Here is an 18,298-nt window from a genome sequence, read left to right as displayed (position 1 = left end):
GACCACCCTGTGGACAACCCCCAGGGGGGCGGGGTTGGACCGGTCTCTACCTAGACCGTGGGTGAGGGCTGAAAAACCTGCGGAGGGTTCAAAACTTTCTGAGCCGGCCCCAAAACCACCCTGTTGAGCGCGATGCTCGGCGGTTCCCAGACGCGGCGCGATGCCACCGAGGAGTGATCAGCATGGGCTCTGGTGGAGCACGCAACCGCAGTGGACCGCAGACGGATCCGACCTCTGGCCGCAGTGATCGGCGCGGATACACCCTCACAGCCTTGCCGTCCGAGGGCTACCAGGGCGATGTCCCCGGCTTCCCGCTCCAGCCCATCGTCCTATTCAACGAGTACTTCGACGGCCTGGGCAAGGACCGCGTCAAGGTCAAGGAGCGCGACGACGGCGAGACTGAGTCGTTCCGAGAGCGCGAGACCGACGTGTGGAACGAAGCGTGGTCCACACCCCAGGCGTGCGCGTGGTCGATGCAGTCGTGGCGCTGGCCCATCATTGGCGAGTACTGCCGACTGAAGACGGTCATCGAGTTTGATCCTGCCGCGTCGGCTGCGCTGGTCGGTCAGCTTCACCGGTACCGCGATCAGATCGGCTTGACGCCAGCCGGACTCAAGGACAACGGCTGGGCAATCGCCGTTGACGAGGTCGCCGCGAAGGCTGCATCGAAGTCCTCGGGCGGTTCAGCCAGACCCGAATCTCAATCGTCGTCGCGCAGTCGCATGGCGATGGTGAAGACGAATGGAGCCTGACGCTCTAGCCCTCGACTTCGATCCGCTCCACACGCTCGGCTTCCTGGCGACGGACTGGATCGAGCGGCACTGCAAGGTGCCTGGTGGCGTATATGAGGGTGAGTCCCTGGTCTTCAATGGCTGGCAGCTCTACTGCACCGCGAATCACTACCGCATTGCCGTCAAGGCGATCGTTGATTCGCGTCGCCTACTCGCCCCGTTCGTCTACCGTCGCTCAGTCGTAGTCGGCCCCCAGAAGTGCGGAAAGTCGCCATGGGGCGCTGGCATGGTCCTGTTCGACACAGTCGGCCCTTCACTCTTCGCGGGCTGGGCGACTGGCGGCGAGGCGTACCGGTGCTCAGATCATGGCTGCGGTTGCGGCTGGGAGTACGAGTACCAGCCTGGCGAAGTGATGGGTATCCCCCGTCGCAAGTCACTGTTCGGACTCGTGGCGTTCGCTGAGGATCAGGTACAGAACGTCTACGAGCCGCTGCAGACGATGATCCAATCGGGGCCACTCGAAGATTTCGTGAAGGTGCGCGAGGGCTTCATCCGGCTTCCCAATCGCGGGATGATCCTGCCGATGACGGCGGCCGCCAAATCGAAGCTCGGCAAGCCGCTGACCGGCGCCCTTGGTGATGAGTCCGGCCTGTATACGAAGTCGAACAAGGTTCTCGACACGTGGCAGACGCTCCGTCGCGGCGTGGCTGGAATGCAGGGTCGCACCATCGGCTCACGAACCCATGGGATCCGATGGAGAACTCGGCCGCCCAGCAGGCGTTCGAGTCCAAGCAGAAGGACATCTTCCGCTACTACCGCAAGCCGCCGGTCGAGTTGGACTACAAGAAGAAGCGCGACCGGGCGAAGATCCACCTCCACGTCTACGCCGACTCCCCCTGGGTCGACACCACGTCGGCGATTGACCCCGAGGCGGAAGAACTCGTCGAGACCGACCCGACACAGGCCGAACGCTTCTTCGGCAACCGCCTCGTCCAGGGCCTCGGCTCCTTCCTGACCGAGAAGCTCTGGCTCGACCGTCAAGTGATGATCAAGTCTCCGAAGCCCAGCGTTTCGATGGGCTTCGATGGCTCCAAGTCGGGTGACTGGACGGCGCTACGAGTCGAGACGATCGACGGATACCGCTACACACCCACATACGGCCCAGATGATCGTCCGACGTTCTGGAATCCGTCCGAGTGGAACGGCCAAGTCCCTCGCTCCGAGGTCGATACCGCAGTCCGCGAGATGTTCGACAAGTTGCAGGTCGAGCGGTTCTACCCAGACCAAGATCCGATCTGGTCGACACAGACCGACGAGTGGATCCTCGACTTCACCGACGACATCGTCATCCCATACCCGACGCGTTCGATCACCCGCATGTACCCGGCACTGGATCGGTACTTGAACGACCTTGTCGAGGGCGTGACAACTCACTCCGACGACATCGTCGCGCGAACTCACGCGCTCAATGCTCGCAAGGTCGCCAAGCCGGGTGACAAGTACCTGCTGGGCAAGCCGTCCGAGCACCAGAAGATCGACCTTCTCATGGCCGACGTGCTCGCCCATGAGGCCGCCTGCGATGCCCGCGTCGACGGTTGGACCGGCGAACCAACCGGCCCGACCTACTTCCGACTTCCCCGCTAGTCCTCAGGAGGATCCGTGGCGCTTTCCTCCGAAGACATCGACCTGATCAAGAAGCTGCGCTGGCAACTGAACAAGACGCAGCGCCAGGACGAGTTGCTGTTGCGCTACTACTTGGGTCGACAGCGCATCGAGCAGCTTGGCATGGCGATCCCGCCCGAGATGCGCCGCTTCCTGGTCATCGCGAACTGGATTCGGTCGTACATCGACACGATCAACGACCGCCAGCAGGTCCGCTCGCTCATCCTGCCTGGTGAGGAAACTGCCGACCCGATGCTGCGGGCGATCTGGGACGCGAAACAACATGATGTCGCAGCTTCTCGATGTTCAACCGGGACCGGATGATCTACGGTCGCTCGTTCATCTCGGTGGGGACAAACGAGGCGAATGAAGAACTCCCATTGGTCCGGGTCGAGTCCCCTCGGCAGATGTCGGCCATTGTCGACGTCCGCACAGAGACCATGAAAGCTGCTGGTCGGTTCTATCGGTCCGAAAGCCCTGGCCCTCGGGTATCACAGGTGACGCTCCTCAAGCCAAATGAGACCAAGTTCGCGGAGATGTCGGGCGGCAAATGGGTTGAGGCTGACGAGCCTGATGAGCACGGTCTCGGCGCGGTCCCAGTGGTCATGCACCTGAACCGGCGCATGTCTGGCGCATGGGTCGGCGAATCGCAGATGACCGACCTGATCCCTCCTGTCGATTCTGCGGTTCGTGCGCTGACAAACCTTCAGTTCGCCCAAGAGGCGCACGGCATCCCGCGCATGTTTATGACGGGTGTCGCTTCGGGCGACTTTGTGGACGAGAACGGTAAGCCGATCCCCCCAGTTCGAGGCGTACTTCGACGCGATCCACATGTTGTCGAAGGAGAACGCGAAGGTCGGGCAGTTGACGGCAGCGGACCTGAAAAACTTCGAGACCGCGCTCAACGCGTACCGGACAGAGGCGGCCAACGTCACCGGATTGCCGCCCCGATTCTTCGGACTACTGTCCTCGCAGCCCCCGCAGGAGGGCGGCATCAAGGCCGACGAGGCGCGACTCGTCCGATCGATCGAGGCGCAGAATACGGAAGCTTGGCACGTCGATCGGCTGGCTCGGTGGCCTCGCGCTTCGTTTCGCAACTGGCGAGTGGGTCGAGGGCAATCGTGTCGGCGTGGACTTCTTCGACCCGTCAACTCCGACGGTCTCGCAGCGCGAGGACGCATTGTCCAAGCGCCTCGCCGCTGGCGCACTGTCTCGCGAGGGCTACTGGGATGAATTGAACTGGTCCGAGGCTCGCAAGGCCAAGGAGCGCGAGTACCTCCGCAAGGAACGCGCCGAGGCAGCCGCCGATCCCAATCTCGCGCTCATCGCCCAAAGCCTGAACCTAGACCCCGCCAATGGCGATTCCTGAGGCGGCGCAAGACCACTACCGCACGATGCTCACCCTGCAGACTCTCGCCGTCAAGGCCGGTCAGCAGGCGTGGTCACGAGTCGATCCCGCCAATGTCGCCGCGTCGTGGATCCCCGCACTGGCAAGCCTCCTACCCGTCATCGAGACCGCTCAGCGTCGTGCCGCATTCGAAGGCGCTTCCTACTCAGCGATGACGTTGGCCCAGCAGAACGGCTACGAAGCCCCATCTGCGTTCGTCGATGTCGATGCGTTCGCTGGATTCGCTTCCGATGGTCGCCCGCTCGACTCGCTGCTGGCTCGTCCGGCGCTCGGCACTCAGGCGCTCATCGACGGTGGCATGACTCGGGATCTTGCGTTGCAGTCAGGTCTTGGCGCACTGGGCCGGATGCTGACGACTCAGGTCGCTGACGTTGGTCGTCAGGCTGGCGGTATCGATGTCGCCACTCGCGCAAATGTCGGGTACGTCCGCATGGTCCGTCCCGGCGCTTGCCCTCGCTGCTCGATCCTGGCTGGCAAGTGGTTCCGCTGGAATGCTGGATTCCTTCGCCACCCTCGCTGCTCGTGCGTCCATGTCGCGAATCGTGCCGGATCCACGCAGGCCGCTCTCGATGAGGGTCTGGTCAAGGACCCCTACGAGGTGTTCAAGGGCTTGCCGCCTGCCGAACAGGATCGGCTCTACGGTGTCGCGAATGCTCAGGCGCTTCGTGATGGCGCCGATATCAGCCAGGTCGTGAACTCGCGTCGCGGGATGACCGCGAACGGCAACTTCACGACGGAGGGTACGACGAAGCGCGGCAATGCTGCGGGCCGTCTGGCGCCGGGTCAACGGCGCATGACTCCCGAGCTGATCTACAAGCAGGCCAAGACCCGCGAGGAAGCGCTCCAGTTACTCGAACACCACGGCTACGTCTTGCCGGGTGGCCAGATCCCGACAGGTGCTCTTCGTGGCCAGCGTGAGGGCTTCGGACAACTCGGCGGTGGCGGTGCTCGCAAGGGCGCGGTCGCGGATATCACCAAGGCGCGAGAGACCGGCGTCCGGGATCCGCGCAACCGCAACACAATGACCGCCGCGGAACGCCGCCTGTACGACGCGGAGCAGAACTACCTCACCGCACTGTCTGGTCGCAGCCCGTACACCTCCCCCGGGTTCGGCAACACGCCCGATCCGTACCGCCAGGGCCTGAACAAGGTCGGCAGGGGTCAGCGCCCAGTCACACAGACCGAGATGGCGACAGCCGAGCGCGAGTACCGCCGAATGCTCGCGACCAACGGCCAGAAGTTCGCCACGTAACCACCAATCAAGGGCGGAAATCATGGCTGAAATAACCGAGCGCCGTCACGTCAAGACCCACGTCTCGCTACGCCTTCTCTCGGCACTCCTAGATGTGCCGGAAGACGTTCGGGTTGTTCGACTGATCCCGAGTCAGGATCCGGACGGAATCGAACTGGTCCTTGAGTCTGACCGCTTCGAGCCGGTCAACGAGAACGCCGAGTCTCCGTATGTCCATGGCCTGCAAACAGTCGTGGCTACCGACGACGACACCGGGGCGCAGTTCTTCCGCCTGAAGCTCGACATCTGACGAACCACCACATTCTTCCCGACGACGCGAGGTTGTCGGGCTGGCAGCGATCCCGCGATGGGTGAGCGCCGACCGAAGGGAATCCCCATGAAGCGATCCATCCTCAACCCGTCGCAGGCCGCATGGCTCGAGGCGACCATCGACCGCAACCGCAAGTACGCGGGGCTGCGAATGATGGCCGACGGCGACCCCGATCCCGCCGAAGATCCGAAGCCGGGCGACGACCCGAAGGATGAACCGAAGAACGAGGATCCCGAAAAGCTCGGCGAGGGTGGCAAGAAGGCACTCGAGGCTGAGCGCACTCGCGCCAAGGCTGCCGAGGATGCCGCCAAGGCCACGAAGACCGAATTCGACACGCTCAAGGCAGCACTTCTCGAAGGCCTCGGCATCAAGTCCGACGACGCCGAAAAGGGCGATGACGTCCTCAAGACCGTTCAGGACCAACTCGCAGCCATGCAGCGCGAGTCCGCAGTCCTGAAGCTGGCGAACACCCACAAGATCACCGACGAAGGCGATCTCAAGATTTCTCGCGTCCGCGACGGACGCAGAGCAGATGAAGGCACTGGCCGAGCGACTCGCGCCAGTCGAAGGCGAGCCCGACGCGAAGTCGCGCAAGCCGAAGCCGGACCGCACCCAAGGTGGCGGATCCGGTGGCAACGCAGACACCTCAGGGGTCTCGCACGGGCGAGACCTCTTCAAGGCGTCACGCAAGGCCTCCTAACCAGAGGTGCAGCACGTGGCAGCGAGTCACAGACCAACCAACATCTAGGAGAAAACATGCCTCGCATGAAGACCGAAACATTCGGTGGCGGCGACATGTCCTGGCTCGGTTCGACACATGGCATTGCCAACGGTCGTACCGAGATCATCGACATCAGCACATTCACCGCGAACACCCACTACCCGGACGGCTACATCCCGTCCGGCGCCCCCGTCGCGAAAGTGAGCGGCGTCCTCGTTCCCTACGACGCAACCGAGGGCACCACGACCGGCGCGGGGATCCTCGCCGGCTTCATCCTCACCGATCAGCGCGTCGTCGGCACCGCCGACTTCGGCGCACCGCTGATCGATCACGGACGAGTCAAGGTGGCCAAGCTGCCCGTCTCGTTCACCGCCCCGGCAGCCGCTGCGAAGCGCGCCGCCACGACCATCGTCTTCGTCTGAGAGGGGCCGAATTATGGCACTGTGGACTGACATCATCGACCCGGCAACACTGACCGGGTATGTCCGTGAAGCACTCGCGGACATCGAGTCGCGCAAGGGATCTCTGGCGCGCTACCTGCCCAACCGCGAGGTCCCGGACATCTCTGTCCGGTTCGTTGCTGGTCAGGCTGGTCTCGTGGCGGAGGCGTCGTACCGCGCCTACGACGCCGAGCCCGAGGTCGGCAAGAAGCCGGGCGGCAAGCGGGTCGTTCTCGAGACTCCCCGCCGTGGGCCAGAACATCCCGGTCAGCGAGTATGACCAGCTTCGCACTCGTGGCGCGTCGGAAGATGTGATTCTGACGCAGATCCTCAGCACGGCCCGCCAGGTCGCTCAGGCGGTCAGTGACCGCGTTGAGCGCGTGCGCGCCGTGACCCTGCGGACGGGTGTCGCGACGATCGCCGAGATCGGCGGGGCTGACGACTTTGGTCGCTCCGGCACCCATACCGTTACTGCGTCCTCGCTGTGGTCTTCGGCCACGAGTGTTTCGCGCCTGACGGACCTGCAGACATGGTGTGACACCTACGAGGCCACGAACGGCGTCACGCCCGGGTCGATCGTGATGTCTCGCAACGTGTTCCGGCTGCTCCAGACCGGCGATGAGTTCAAGACCTCTCTGATCGGCGGCGGCTCGCGTCGCGCGACGTCGGATCAGGTCAACGACGTCATCGAGGGCGAAGGGCTGCCTCCGATCGAGGTGTACACCCGGCGTACCGCTGCTGGCGTGCTCGATCCCGACCAACGGTGCTTCTACTCCCTGAGCCGGTCGACCCGAATGCATGGGAAAGCACTCAGCTCGGTGCAACGTTCTGGGGCCAGACGCTCACCTCGACTGAGGCCGACTGGGACATCGCTGATGTCGACCAGCCGGGTGTCGTGGCGGGCGTGTACCGCAACGAGAAGCCCCCGATGATCGCTGAGGTCATTTCGGATGCGATCTCGCTGCCGGTCCTGGCCAACGCGAACCTCTCGTTCAAGGCGACGGTGGCCTGACATGGCAACTATTCGCGATGACCTTGAGGGGGTCGTGACGGCCTACGACCAGGGCGGCTTGCCGGTTGTTCTCGCAGCTGGCGACGTGGTGCCGGATGGGGTGGCCGTGGGCGACCACGTGCTTGCCGCCGACGCTAAGGCTCCGGCGAAGAAGGCCGCAGCCAGCAAGTCCGAGAAGTAGAGGAGATGGGGCGGCGATGACTTACGCGATCCCGGATGACGTGGCCGTGCAGCTTGGCCGCCCCATCGACTCAATCACTGAAACCGAGCGCGCGCAGTGGCAGGCGTGGCTCGACAAGGTGGAACGCTCGATCCGCCGAGCGTTCAAGAAGGCCGGCCTCGAGCTCGACGAACAGATCAACCTAGGCGAGGTCATCGCTGCCGACGTCGCTGATGTCGAAATCTCCGCCGTCATTCGCAAGATCCAGAATCCCACCTGGGGCGAGACGTCGTACACGAAGTCCGTCGATGATGCGTCGGTCACGCGACGCCGTGAAGGTGCCGGCGAGTCCGACCCGCTAGCCCTGCTCGACGGCGAGATCGACAACCTGCTCCCCGAGATCCAGTCGGCCGCATTCTCGACACGGCCCAGATTCCAGCCCGATCGGTGCTGGGCGTGACTGAGCCCCTCATCACCGCAGCCGACATGGCCGAGTTCCGTGCAATGGCGGAGGGGCGCATGTCTCTCAAGGGTGAGTTCCAGTACGAGACCGGCACGACCCCTGACCCCGACACCGACACCGATGTCCCGACCTACGAGACCGCGTTCGAGTCGAAGGCGCGCATCAAGGCTGGCGATCGAGTCATAACGCTCGCCGAGGTGGGTGGTCGCACATCCGGCGAGTCAACGCGCGAGCTGCACATCCCGATCGCATCAGCGGATCCGTGGGATGACCCGCGTTCGGCAAATGGCGTCACCTTCTTGGTCACCGAGGTCTCGACTCTCGACGACCCCACGCTTCTTGGCGCCAGGTTGACCCTTTCTGGTCCCGCGCCCGGTTCGCAGACCACTGCCCGACGCCTGCAGATCACGGAGGTCGTCACATGATCACCTTCGATTCCCACGAACTCGCTGCACTCTCTGTCGACATCGGCAAGGTCGGTCGCACTTCCACCAAGGCGATGATCGAAGGCCTCGAGGAAGGCGCCGAGTCGCTCGCGAACGCCTGGGCCCACAATGCCCGCGCAACGTCTGGCGTTCACGGCAAGCACTACCCGAACTCGATCGACTGGGAGATGCAGCTCTCGACGGACATCGTCTTCGAGGTCGGCCCGAATCCCGCAAAACCTCAGGGTCGAATGTCATTCGAGAACGGCTCAGTGAACCAGCCGCCCCACCTCGACGGCCAGCGCGCCGCAGACTACGAGATTCCGCTGATCCAAAAGCGAGTTGATCGTCGCCTCGACGCGATCCTTGGAGCGCTGAACCTCTAGTGCTCGCCGAAGATCAAGCCGCCCTCAACATGCTCCGGGCGGCATACAAGCCTGCCCAGATTCACGAGCAGGGCAAGGTTCCCACCTCGCCGATCACGCCCTACGCGATCCCATCGGTCTCATCCGGGGCTGCCGGCACCTACCGGAACTCAGGCCAGCACGGATCCAAGTCGTACCGGATCGCCGTCCAGTGCATCGGCAAGACAAAGTCCGAGATCGCCAAGGTCGCCGACGTCACCGATGCCGCATTCCTCGACCAGCAAGTCGCGATCGACGGATTCGACACGACGCCATGCCAGGCCGAGATCACCGCGAATGTCACCCGCGACCCGGACGGCGGCGGGCTTCTCTACTGCCTCCTGACCTACACCTTCACCGCATTCCCTATCGCCATCAACGAGGAGACGCCATGACCGACTACGTCCGCGTGACTGACGAGGTCAAGCCTCGCCGGGAGTACACGATCACCCGCCGCCAGTTCGATGCGCGACCGGGGATCTTCACCGAGCTCGACAAGCCAGCTACCACGGTCTCTGGCGAGCCGATTCCCCCGAAGTACTTGACGACCGTCAACGAGGCGGCTGACAAGAACAAGGCCACAAGCCAGGCCAGCAAGACGCCCGCCGCAAAAGCGCCGGTCGAGAAGGCCGGTCCTGCGGCCAAGGAAGAGGAGAACTAACCATGGTTGCACCGACTCTCGCCCCGCTCGTTCGAGCGCAGGCCAACGACTCCTGGCTCTGGGTCCCGGCGATTGCCGACATCAGCGAGCCCGTCGTCACCGAAATCGAGGCTGCGGGCGGATTCAACCTGTCCTGCGCGATCCCGTCCGATCAGGAGGGCTTCACCGGCACGACCGAGAAGTTGACCCTCCCGATGCGTAACTGCGAGACGGTCACCTTCGAGGTCAACGGCTCGACGAACTACTCGGCGCCCGACTTCCAGGTCTTCTTCTCCCCCCAGGCCGCGTCAGGCGCCGAGGGCAAGAAGGCGTGGGAGGCCATGGACGACATGTCCAATGGCTTCCTCGTCCGTCGCCAGGGCAAGGACGCCAAGACGGTCATCGCGACCGGCGACTTCGTCGATGTCGTTCCTGCCCAGCTCGGCGTGAAGATCCCGACCAAGACCGGCACCGACGCCGCAGCGGTCTACTCCTTCACTGTCTCCGCGTCGATCACCTCCACGCCCGCGTGGAACGTCGCCGTCGTCGCTGCCTGACGCCCACGAGCGCGGGCGGCGATCGGCTTGGGTCGCCGCCCGCTTCACCACCCACCAAGCCGCACCAAGCCACCAAGCCGAAGGAATGACCATGAGCGCAATCAAGCCCCGCACCGCAGTAGTCGACATCTACCAGGGTGACTACCTGGCCCGACTCCGTGACTTGGAGCAGCGGCACAAGGCGGCACTCATCGCCGAGAAGTCCGGCACGACGCTGCGCAACGACGAGATCCCCGAGTCTCAGGTCATCGCTGACGAGCACGCCGCTGTGAAGCTCGAGGCCGAAAGAGGGCAAAGTCGCCGTGACGCTCGGGGCGCTTGGCCGCAAGGGGTGGCGCGCACTCGTCGCTGAACACCCGCCGCGCAAGGACAACGATGACGACGCCGGAATGGGCGTCAACGAGGAGACTTTCAAGGACGCCCTCGTTCCGCTCTCCGTCCTATCGATTGAGCCCGCCACCGTCACGGTCGAGGATCTCGACGACATCTCTGACATCGACTGGGACCGGCTCTACTACTCCGCCTTCGCTCTGAACCGCGCGCCGGCTGCAGCCCCAAAAGCACTGGCTCCCCCCGCCTCGCAGGAGAACACGACGAGCGACGAGACCTAGAACTCGCCGAACGTCTCGGCGTCTCGCTGCGTAGGTTCACGGGCTGGGAGCCGGTCGAGACTCACCAGCACTATGACGCTGACGGGAACCTGGCAGGCACGACGGTGGTCACCCGCACGCCAGAGTTCGACGTCAACGAACGAGACAACTGGTACGCGCTGCTGGAGTACGAAGAGGCGATGTGCCCGCAGTGCAATCAGCTTCGGTCGGTGTGCGAAGACCCGAACCAAGAGTGGTCGCCGCAACTCCACGAATGCCGCGCGTCCGCTGTGATGATGGCCGCGAATCGTCGGTGGTCACGAATGCACGAGAAGGCCAAGCCCGACCTGTACGACCGGCTCGCTACGGACGGCACTCGGGTTTGGGTAGCGCCTGCGGATGCTGCGCCGGACGAGACCGACTTTCTGGGGCTGGCCGATGTTGAGGTTACGGAACCTTCGGTCGATCTTCCTTGATGGCGATTGCTGCGATAAGAGCGATCGCCGCAAGGCCAAACCCGCCATAGACGAACGGCTTCCGGGCATCAACTTTGTCGGCGCACGCCCCCGGCTCCCCGAAGACATCGGGGTTGGAGTCGCCGCCCCCTCGAAGGACCGATCCACAACTCGCGGTCGGAGTGCTCGCTTCCGAAAGCCCGAATATGAGCGCGCCCGCGAAAAGAAGCGCTGCAAGGGCGACTAGCGCGGTCTTCCGGTCCATGCCCCCATCTTGCCTCAACGCGCTGACTAGCCGCGTCCAAACCGAAATATCTAAGGCGGCGGCGCATGTCCAATCGCATTGTCTCGATCGTCCTCCGGGGCGATGTCAAGGGATTTATCGGCCCGATGACGGCGGCGGAGGCATCGGCTTCCAACCTTCACAAGCGAATGATCGCGAACACGAAGGAGGCGGAAAGCTATCGGCAGAACCTGACGGCGCTTGGTAACACGGCTGGCAAGTTCGGTCTTGTAGCCGCTGCTGGCGTCGGTCTAGCGGTTCGGGCCTTTGCGAATTTCGACGAGGCGATGTCGGCTGTCGCCGCTACTGGCGATGACGCGAAGCAGAGCATCGATGGCTTGAGGGATGCTGCCATCGATGCTGGCGCTCGAACCAAGTTCAGCGCCACCGAGGCCGCCGAGGCAATCGAGAATCTCGCCAAGGCGGGGGTTTCGGCTTCGGACATCCTCGGTGGCGGGCTTGATGGTGCGCTCGATCTGGCCGCTGCTGGCGGCCTTGGTGTGGCGGAGGCCGCAGAGATTGCAGCCACCGCGATGAACCAGTTCAAGCTCTCCGGCGAAGACGTCCCTCACATCGCCGACCTCTTGGCTGCTGCCGCCGGCAAGGCGATGGGCGAGGTGTCCGACATGGGCGCGGCCTTCAAGTATGTCGGCCCCGTCGCCCAGCAGTTGGGCATTTCGATTGAGGAGACTGCCGGAACTATCGCACTTCTTGCGCAGAATGGCGTGCTCGGCGACCAGGCTGGCACCTCCCTGCGCGGCATGCTGACCTCGCTGACTTCCCCGTCGAAGATCGCGGCAACGACGATGGAAGGCTCGGCATCAGCATGTATGACGCTCAGGGCGAGTTTATTGGCCTTGAGGGACTTGCTGGACAGCTGCAGGCTCGGATGGGCGGCCTTGGTGAGGCCGAGAGGAACGCGGCACTGGGTCGCATGTTTGGCAATGAGCAGATCACTGCGGCTCGCATTCTTTATGCGGGCGGTGCCGATGCGGTCCGGGGGTGGACCCGTGAAGTCAATGACCAGGGATTCGCCACCGACATGGCCGCCCAGAAAATGGACAACCTCAAGGGCGACCTTGAGCAGCCGGCGGCGCGCTCGAAACAGCGCTCATCGGGACGGGCGAAGGAGCCAATGGCCCGTTGCGTGAAATGGTTCAACTGCTATCGGTCTTGGTTGACGGGTACAACGCGCTGCCGGGCCCAATCAAGAACTTGATGCTGGCTGGCGCTGGCCTCACGGCGGTCGTGGGTGGGACCGCCTTCGCAGGACGCGAGCCATCAGTGCGTATTCAGACCTGCGTGGCAACCTCACCGAGGTCGGGGCGAAGTTCGACAAGACCAAGGCGCAAGCACTCGGCCTCCGTGCTGGTGCAGCAGTTGCGGGCGCTGGGCTCACCGCGCTCTCCGGACCCGCCCACAAGGCGGACGAGGCTCTTGGGGATCTTGTCGACACGGCTGCGGCTGTGGCGTTCGGCTTCGCTCTTGGCGGGCCCTGGGGTGCTGCGATTGGCGGAGCCGTCGCAGTCCTCAGCAGTTTTGGTGGACAGTCGGCGGCAGCGGCGGCGGCACAGAAAGAGCTCGACTCTGCTGGCAAGCGCGTCGCCGACACCCTTGACGCCCAGACTGGCGCACTGACTGACCTGACTCGCGCAACAGCGGCCAAGGAATTGGCTGATGCTGGAGTCTTGCGCGCTGCGAAGGATATGGGCATTTCGCTCGAGTCCACCCTTGATGCCGCGCTCGGCAACGAAGACGCGCTCAAGAAGGTCACTACGGCTTCCGAGGCATGGGCTGACGCGAGGGCCAGGTCTGGCGACTACACGGAGAAGGAAGAGGGGGCGCTCAAACTCTTCCGCAACGGCATCGGCGCTACAACCGAAGCAATCGAGGAGCAGCGCAAGAAGACGGGTGAGGTCAAGGAAGCGACTGGCGGGCTGGGTGACGAGTTCGATGGCGTCGGTGCGTCGGCCAAGGAGGCCGCCGACGAGGTCAAAGGCCTGACCGACGCCCTCGACCTCATGCTCGATCCACTCCTCTCGCAAGATGCCGCGATGGTCGAGTGGAAGCGTTCGATTCAGTCGCTGACAACCGATTTGCGCGAAAATGGCGGCGGTCTTGACTCAAACACGAAGCAGGGTCAGAGAACCGCGATGCCATTCGTGATCGCATTCAGGCGCTTAAGGACTCCGCACAGGCAGACCTTGACGCGGGCGGCAGTCAAGACAAGTTCGCCTCTAAGTTGAAGCGTGGCGCCGAGCAGATAGTTGCTGCCGGGCGGGCGGCGAACATCTCCGAAAAGGAGATGCGTGGCTACCTGAAGCAGTTGAACCTCACACCCGATCAGATCGACACACTGATTGAGGCCCAGGACAACGCTTCAACGACCGTCGACGGCGTTCAAAATAAACTCAACGACCTGTCCGGGGTCTACACAGCGATCATCAACGTCGCTCAGACTGGCGCGAACATCGGCAACTTGCTCGGCCAGCTTCGTGAGGCTCGGAAGGGTGGCGGCGCTTTCACCGGCCTGCGCGTCCCCGAAGGCTATGCATCCGGCGGCAAGGTCCCCGGCACTCCCCCAGCCGACCCGACCCGCGACAACGTTCTGGCGATGGGTGCGACGTCTGGCCGCTTCTTGAAGGTCCGTTCGGGTGAGTGGATCATCAATCAGCAGCAGTCGGAGAAGAACGACAAGTGGCTGGCTGCGATCAATGCTGGCCTGAATATCGACGACATCATCACCGGCTATGCGTCTGGTGGTCGCGTGTCCAGGCTCGACATTCTCCGGCAGCAGCAGACGGTCCGCGATATCGAACGATCGTTGGTTGAGCGCGAGGAGTACGGCAAGAAGCGCAAGGGCAAGAAGCGTCCGACCCGCCTGGTTCTGAAGAAGGGCAGCCTGGACCGTCGCGTCGCCTTGGAGGAACTTGCTGCGGCGAAGAAGGAGTTGCGGGATCTCCGCTCGGGCAAGGCCGCGAAGGATGAAGCTCGCGAGGAGTTGGCCTCGCAGCGCGAGGAGCGGGAGTCGACTCGACTGTCGGCGAAGTCGGACTTCAGTAACAACTTCAGCATCTCGGGTCTTGGGTCAACCGCTGCTGTGGATCGCAAGCTGGAGCGGATGATCGCGGACTCGACGACGTTCGTGGCGTTGCTGAGCGATCTGAAGCGCAAGGGCGCGAGTCCGTGGTTGCTGGCTCAACTGGTCGAGGCTGGACCGACTCCTGGCGCTATTCGTCTGGCTCGCCAGTACTCGACGGATTCGGCCGCGCTCGCGAGGGTCAATGCTCAGGCAGCGCAGATCGACTCGATCTCGAACTCGTACTCGCGGCTCGTGACCAACCCTGCGTTCTCGGCCCCGCGTGCGTGGAACTCGGGCATCGCGCCCGCCGCCCCTGCTGCTCCGATGACGGCGTCACTTGTTGGCGCTGAGATCGGTGTCGGCACTGATGGACTGATGCGTTTCGTGAAGGGACAGATCGTGATGGCTCAGGACTCGCAGCAGATCGATTTCAGGATGTCGACCGCATGACGTTCAGCGTGACGCCACAGCCGGACAACGTTCCGCCTCGTGTTCGGATCGACATTGACAGCGACGACCCGGCGAAGTCCTTCACGTCGCTGACCATCTATCGCGATGGGAAGAAGATTCGCGAGCAACCATATATCGGCGGGTCGTCCGCCTTAGCGTTCGACTACGAGATGCCGTTCGGTGTGCCGGTCACCTACTCGGCCACAGGGCGCACATCAGGCTATCCGCCCGTATATAGCACCGCATGGAGCGATCTCTCTGGCTGGACAACCGTCAGCGGCGCACCAGCCGTGGCAGGTGGGCGGTTCTATGCGGCGGATGGCTGGTACGCCGAGGTTAGTCGGCCAGTGCCGCTGTTGGCGGCCGGGCGTCTAACCATTAGCCCCGGGCTGGTTTACAACGCCAGCATCGAACTACCTACAGCCGACAACCGGCTCTTGCAGGTGTGGACTGATCCGGGAGGCGCGACGGCGCTTGTCGCTTACGGGCAGGAAGGCCGCTCTGTAAGTGCGGGAACTGGTCCGCTGGTTCTCGTGTTTGACTCGACCGGAGTCACTGTTAAATCGACAGCTGGGACTGAGTTCATTGAACGAGCGGCGACTACTTCGCCGATAACCGACCTCAATGTCTCAGTATTCGGATCGACTGCACGAGCCACTGGGATCGCCCTGGACGAGGTTGCGGACGAGGAGGCCTTCTCTGCCTCTGCGCTGACAACCCTGCACGTCGATGCGGCATGGCTGATCCACCCCTCGCAGCCGTCGCTGTCGATCCCGATCGACTTCGGCATCGGCGGCGATCGAAGTCTGCGTTTCATTGAGGCGTCGTCCGGTGATTCGCGGACGTCGAATGCGCAGTCCACAATTCATCGTCCGGTCGGTCGCCGTCGTGCGATTGTCATCACGTCGGGCCCTCGGCAGGCCGATGAATGGACGCTCGTCATCGGTGCGCCGACCGTCGAGGCGAAGAATGCGGTGCGCGCGATCGTTGATGATCAGACCCCATTGCTGCTGCGATTCCCCGCAGGTAAGAGCCAGGATCTGCCGGACGACTGGTACTCGGTGGGCGACGTCGAGATCTCGCGGATCGCCCCTCATGCGATTATCCCGATGACGCTGATCACCTTGCCACTCATTCCTGTCGACGAGCCGATCGTGCGGCAGGGTGCGCTGTGGACTTGGGGTGACGTGCTGCTCAAGTATTCGACGTGGGCTGATGTCATCGCTGACAATGACACTTGGATCGACGTTGTCGCGGGTCCGTCGTGAGGCCAATCAGTGCGCGGTTCGCCGCAGCGCTCGGTGTTTCTCACAAGCGCGCGACGAGGATTACCTGCACGCCACCCGGTGGGGATCCGGTCATCATCGGCCAGGCCAAGCGCGGCGCAAACGGCGCCTATGGTCCGGGTGGACGTCCGGGGTCGGTGTCATCTTCTAACTCGACTGGCGCTCGGTATCAAGCGAGCTTGACGATCTCGCCTGAGCCGGGCGCCGACACCTTCGGGTTGCTCTCGACTCCAGGCGCGATCTTCTCGATTAGTCATGGCATTGACTACGGCGCCGACGATGTCGAGCTGATCGACTGCGGCGTCTACGAGGCCGCCAAGGGTGCAGTAAATCTGGGCGAAGGTGGCATCGGGATCTCGTTGGTGGATCTGTGGCAGCGGGTCGAGCGGTGCCGCTTCCTGTCTGCCTACTACCCGGCTTCGGGGACGCGCGCAGCGAAGATTGCGGAGGCGGTCGCGGGCGCATTCGACACGGTCGACGTGCTGATCCTGAGCCAGGGTGGCGTGTACGAACAGGGCGACAACCTCTGGGAACGCGACCGCACACAGTTCATCGCTGACATGGCAAAGGACGGCGCACTCGAGGCTGCATTCGACGCATCGGGCACCTTCCGCATCCGGACCCCGCCGGCCCTTGACGGCAGTGCGCCGGTCTGGACCTTCCGTACCGGCGAGGCGTCGAACATCGTGACCGCCGACCGTGAGCGACCTCTCGATCGGCTGTACAACACGGTCGTCATGCAGCCGATGGATGACTCTCAGTCGTGGGATCAGCAGACGATTGTGCTCGCCGACATCGACCACCCTCGGCACCCGTCGAAGATCGGCGTCGTCCCGTTCTTCTACAAGTCGGCCACGCTCAACACGCCCGCCGAAGTCACTGCCGCTGGAATCGCGATCATGCAGCGCGTCCTCGGAACGACCGAGACCGTGAGCATCACCTCGGTAGGAAACCCGGCGCTTGAGGTCGGTGACGTCGTGTCTGTCGTTCACGCCGCCACCGACACGGATCCCGGCTTCCAGGCGACACACCTGATCGATTCGTTCCAGATGGATCTCGACACAGGTGCGATGTCGTTGGCGACCCGGTCATCGACGCTGGCCGACTTGGAGGAGTCCTGATGAGTTTCGCAAGCGAAGTCTTGGCGCGAATCCCCCAGCGGCCCATGCGCCGGGTCACGGTCACATGCGTCACAACATCCCCAATGACGGTCTACCTCGACGGCGATTCGTCTGTCGCTGTTCGAGCTCGCGTGCAGGCCGGATCGACCTTCAGTTCTGGTGAGTCCGGTCTTGCGTACTGGGCCGCGCCATCCCTCCCTATCTGCTTCAAGACCAACTAGGAGTCTCATGGCCACGACACCGGAGTACGGATTCAGGTCCCCCGACCTCGGCGCTGACCCGAATGGTCCGGCTCAGATCGGCGCGCTCGCTATCGACGTCGAGAACCGCATCAGGACCAGAATGGCTCCGTCGCGAACGCCGCAGCCCTCCCAGGCTCAGGCGATTTCGTCGGTCAACGCAAGCTACTGCTCGACACGGTCGAGTTTGCGACATGGACGGGCACCTCGTGGGAGGGCTACTGGAAGTCCTACACCCCGACCGTCACAGGCACCGCAGGTCCCACGCTGACGGCGTTCTATCTGCTGACCGGCAAGGTCATCCAGGTCGAATTCGACATCGTCCTTACGGCGGCGCTGACAGCGAATCCGACCCTGTCCCTCCCTGGCTCGATGACGTTCGCGGGCGCTGGTGGTCGGGCGATCGGGCCAGTCCAGTTGACTGACGCTTCGCCTGCCTCGTCGCGACTCGCCACCATCAGCGTGTCGACCTCGTCAGCGGTGTCATTCTCCTACGAGCAGTCCAATACTCGGACCGGGTTGGGTGCGTCTGCGCCGTGGACGTGGGCCGCTGGCGATTCGATCCGGGGCGAGCTCTCCCGCGCGGATCGCATGACCGACGATCCCA

General features: G+C 63.5%; 25 protein-coding genes. 24 read left to right on the top strand and 1 reads right to left on the bottom strand.

Features of this window, described 5'->3' with window-relative positions:
- Positions 1-182: 182 nt before the first annotated feature.
- The 3 genes from ACHMWU_RS03905 to ACHMWU_RS03895 all read left to right on the top strand — a co-directional run bounded on the left by ACHMWU_RS03905 (position 183) and on the right by ACHMWU_RS03895 (position 2,717).
- Positions 183-752: a hypothetical protein gene (locus tag ACHMWU_RS03905; protein ID WP_396041723.1), complete on the top strand. Its 570-nt coding sequence runs from the start codon at positions 183-185 to the stop codon at positions 750-752.
- A 732-nt stretch (positions 753-1,484) separates the two neighbouring features.
- On the top strand, positions 1,485-2,375 hold the full coding sequence (locus tag ACHMWU_RS03900) for a hypothetical protein (protein ID WP_396041722.1): 891 nt from the start codon (positions 1,485-1,487) through the stop codon (positions 2,373-2,375).
- Positions 2,376-2,390: 15 nt separating this feature from the next.
- A complete protein-coding gene (locus ACHMWU_RS03895) occupies positions 2,391-2,717 on the top strand; it encodes a hypothetical protein (RefSeq protein ID WP_396041721.1) in 327 nt (108 codons plus the stop codon).
- A gap of 167 nt (positions 2,718-2,884) precedes the next feature.
- On the opposite strand, the gene ACHMWU_RS03890 is transcribed toward ACHMWU_RS03895, so the two are convergent.
- A complete protein-coding gene (locus tag ACHMWU_RS03890; protein WP_396041720.1) occupies positions 2,885-3,328 on the bottom strand; it encodes a hypothetical protein in 444 nt (147 codons plus the stop codon).
- Positions 3,329-3,522: 194 nt separating this feature from the next.
- Here ACHMWU_RS03890 and ACHMWU_RS03885 point away from each other — a divergent pair, with 194 nt between their 5' ends.
- The 21 genes from ACHMWU_RS03885 (at position 3,523) to ACHMWU_RS03785 (ending at position 17,452) form a co-directional block, all read left to right on the top strand.
- Positions 3,523-3,762 carry a hypothetical protein gene (locus tag ACHMWU_RS03885; protein WP_396041719.1) on the top strand — a complete coding sequence of 80 codons (240 nt, stop codon included), beginning with the start codon at positions 3,523-3,525 and terminating at the stop codon, positions 3,760-3,762.
- Positions 3,749-5,053, top strand: a complete 1,305-nt coding sequence (locus ACHMWU_RS03880; RefSeq protein WP_396041718.1) for a hypothetical protein — start codon at positions 3,749-3,751, stop codon at positions 5,051-5,053. The genes ACHMWU_RS03885 and ACHMWU_RS03880 overlap by 14 nt, the downstream gene beginning before the upstream one ends.
- Positions 5,054-5,075: 22 nt before the next feature.
- Positions 5,076-5,342 (top strand): hypothetical protein, encoded by a 267-nt coding sequence (locus tag ACHMWU_RS03875; RefSeq protein WP_396041717.1) that lies wholly within the window; start codon positions 5,076-5,078, stop codon positions 5,340-5,342.
- Positions 5,343-5,429: 87 nt separating this feature from the next.
- Positions 5,430-6,506, top strand: coding sequence for a hypothetical protein (locus tag ACHMWU_RS03870; RefSeq protein WP_396041716.1), 1,077 nt, complete (start codon positions 5,430-5,432; stop codon positions 6,504-6,506).
- A gap of 13 nt (positions 6,507-6,519) precedes the next feature.
- Positions 6,520-6,804, top strand: coding sequence for a hypothetical protein (locus tag ACHMWU_RS03865; protein ID WP_396041715.1), 285 nt, complete (start codon positions 6,520-6,522; stop codon positions 6,802-6,804).
- Positions 6,773-7,456: a major capsid protein gene (locus ACHMWU_RS03860; protein ID WP_396041714.1), complete on the top strand. Its 684-nt coding sequence runs from the start codon at positions 6,773-6,775 to the stop codon at positions 7,454-7,456. The genes ACHMWU_RS03865 and ACHMWU_RS03860 overlap by 32 nt, the downstream gene beginning before the upstream one ends.
- An 81-nt stretch (positions 7,457-7,537) precedes the next feature.
- A complete protein-coding gene (locus ACHMWU_RS03855; protein ID WP_396041865.1) occupies positions 7,538-7,717 on the top strand; it encodes a hypothetical protein in 180 nt (59 codons plus the stop codon).
- Positions 7,632-8,156, top strand: coding sequence for a Gp19/Gp15/Gp42 family protein (locus ACHMWU_RS03850; RefSeq protein WP_396041857.1), 525 nt, complete (start codon positions 7,632-7,634; stop codon positions 8,154-8,156). The genes ACHMWU_RS03855 and ACHMWU_RS03850 overlap by 86 nt, the downstream gene beginning before the upstream one ends.
- Entirely contained in the window at positions 8,153-8,584 is a 432-nt protein-coding gene (locus ACHMWU_RS03845) for a DUF6093 family protein (protein WP_396041713.1), read from the top strand. Before ACHMWU_RS03850 ends, ACHMWU_RS03845 begins: the two co-directional genes overlap by 4 nt.
- Positions 8,581-8,970, top strand: a complete 390-nt coding sequence (locus ACHMWU_RS03840) for a hypothetical protein (protein ID WP_396041712.1) — start codon at positions 8,581-8,583, stop codon at positions 8,968-8,970. Before ACHMWU_RS03845 ends, ACHMWU_RS03840 begins: the two co-directional genes overlap by 4 nt.
- Positions 8,971-8,999: 29 nt before the next feature.
- Positions 9,000-9,383: a hypothetical protein gene (locus ACHMWU_RS03835; protein WP_396041711.1), complete on the top strand. Its 384-nt coding sequence runs from the start codon at positions 9,000-9,002 to the stop codon at positions 9,381-9,383.
- Positions 9,380-9,649, top strand: coding sequence for a hypothetical protein (locus ACHMWU_RS03830; protein WP_396041710.1), 270 nt, complete (start codon positions 9,380-9,382; stop codon positions 9,647-9,649). Before ACHMWU_RS03835 ends, ACHMWU_RS03830 begins: the two co-directional genes overlap by 4 nt.
- A gap of 2 nt (positions 9,650-9,651) precedes the next feature.
- Positions 9,652-10,185: a hypothetical protein gene (locus tag ACHMWU_RS03825; RefSeq protein ID WP_396041709.1), complete on the top strand. Its 534-nt coding sequence runs from the start codon at positions 9,652-9,654 to the stop codon at positions 10,183-10,185.
- Between the two features lie 91 nt (positions 10,186-10,276).
- Complete coding sequence (locus ACHMWU_RS03820; RefSeq protein WP_396041708.1) at positions 10,277-10,537, top strand: hypothetical protein; 261 nt, start codon at positions 10,277-10,279, stop codon at positions 10,535-10,537.
- Positions 10,488-10,796, top strand: a complete 309-nt coding sequence (locus tag ACHMWU_RS03815; RefSeq protein WP_396041707.1) for a hypothetical protein — start codon at positions 10,488-10,490, stop codon at positions 10,794-10,796. Before ACHMWU_RS03820 ends, ACHMWU_RS03815 begins: the two co-directional genes overlap by 50 nt.
- A 104-nt stretch (positions 10,797-10,900) precedes the next feature.
- Positions 10,901-11,251 carry a hypothetical protein gene (locus tag ACHMWU_RS03810; protein ID WP_396041706.1) on the top strand — a complete coding sequence of 117 codons (351 nt, stop codon included), beginning with the start codon at positions 10,901-10,903 and terminating at the stop codon, positions 11,249-11,251.
- A 309-nt stretch (positions 11,252-11,560) separates the two neighbouring features.
- A complete protein-coding gene (locus tag ACHMWU_RS03805; RefSeq protein ID WP_396041705.1) occupies positions 11,561-12,664 on the top strand; it encodes a phage tail tape measure protein in 1,104 nt (367 codons plus the stop codon).
- A gap of 315 nt (positions 12,665-12,979) precedes the next feature.
- Positions 12,980-13,759 carry a hypothetical protein gene (locus ACHMWU_RS03800; RefSeq protein WP_396041704.1) on the top strand — a complete coding sequence of 260 codons (780 nt, stop codon included), beginning with the start codon at positions 12,980-12,982 and terminating at the stop codon, positions 13,757-13,759.
- Positions 13,760-13,839: 80 nt separating this feature from the next.
- On the top strand, positions 13,840-15,045 hold the full coding sequence (locus ACHMWU_RS03795) for a hypothetical protein (RefSeq protein WP_396041703.1): 1,206 nt from the start codon (positions 13,840-13,842) through the stop codon (positions 15,043-15,045).
- Positions 15,042-16,313: a hypothetical protein gene (locus ACHMWU_RS03790; RefSeq protein ID WP_396041702.1), complete on the top strand. Its 1,272-nt coding sequence runs from the start codon at positions 15,042-15,044 to the stop codon at positions 16,311-16,313. Before ACHMWU_RS03795 ends, ACHMWU_RS03790 begins: the two co-directional genes overlap by 4 nt.
- Before the next feature lie 197 nt (positions 16,314-16,510).
- Complete coding sequence (locus tag ACHMWU_RS03785; protein ID WP_396041701.1) at positions 16,511-17,452, top strand: hypothetical protein; 942 nt, start codon at positions 16,511-16,513, stop codon at positions 17,450-17,452.
- The last annotated feature ends 846 nt before the right edge of the window (positions 17,453-18,298 follow it).

Source organism: Aeromicrobium sp. UC242_57, assembly GCF_044452305.1.
Lineage (GTDB): Bacteria > Actinomycetota > Actinomycetes > Propionibacteriales > Nocardioidaceae > Aeromicrobium.
This window is presented reverse-complemented; position numbering and strand designations above follow the sequence as displayed.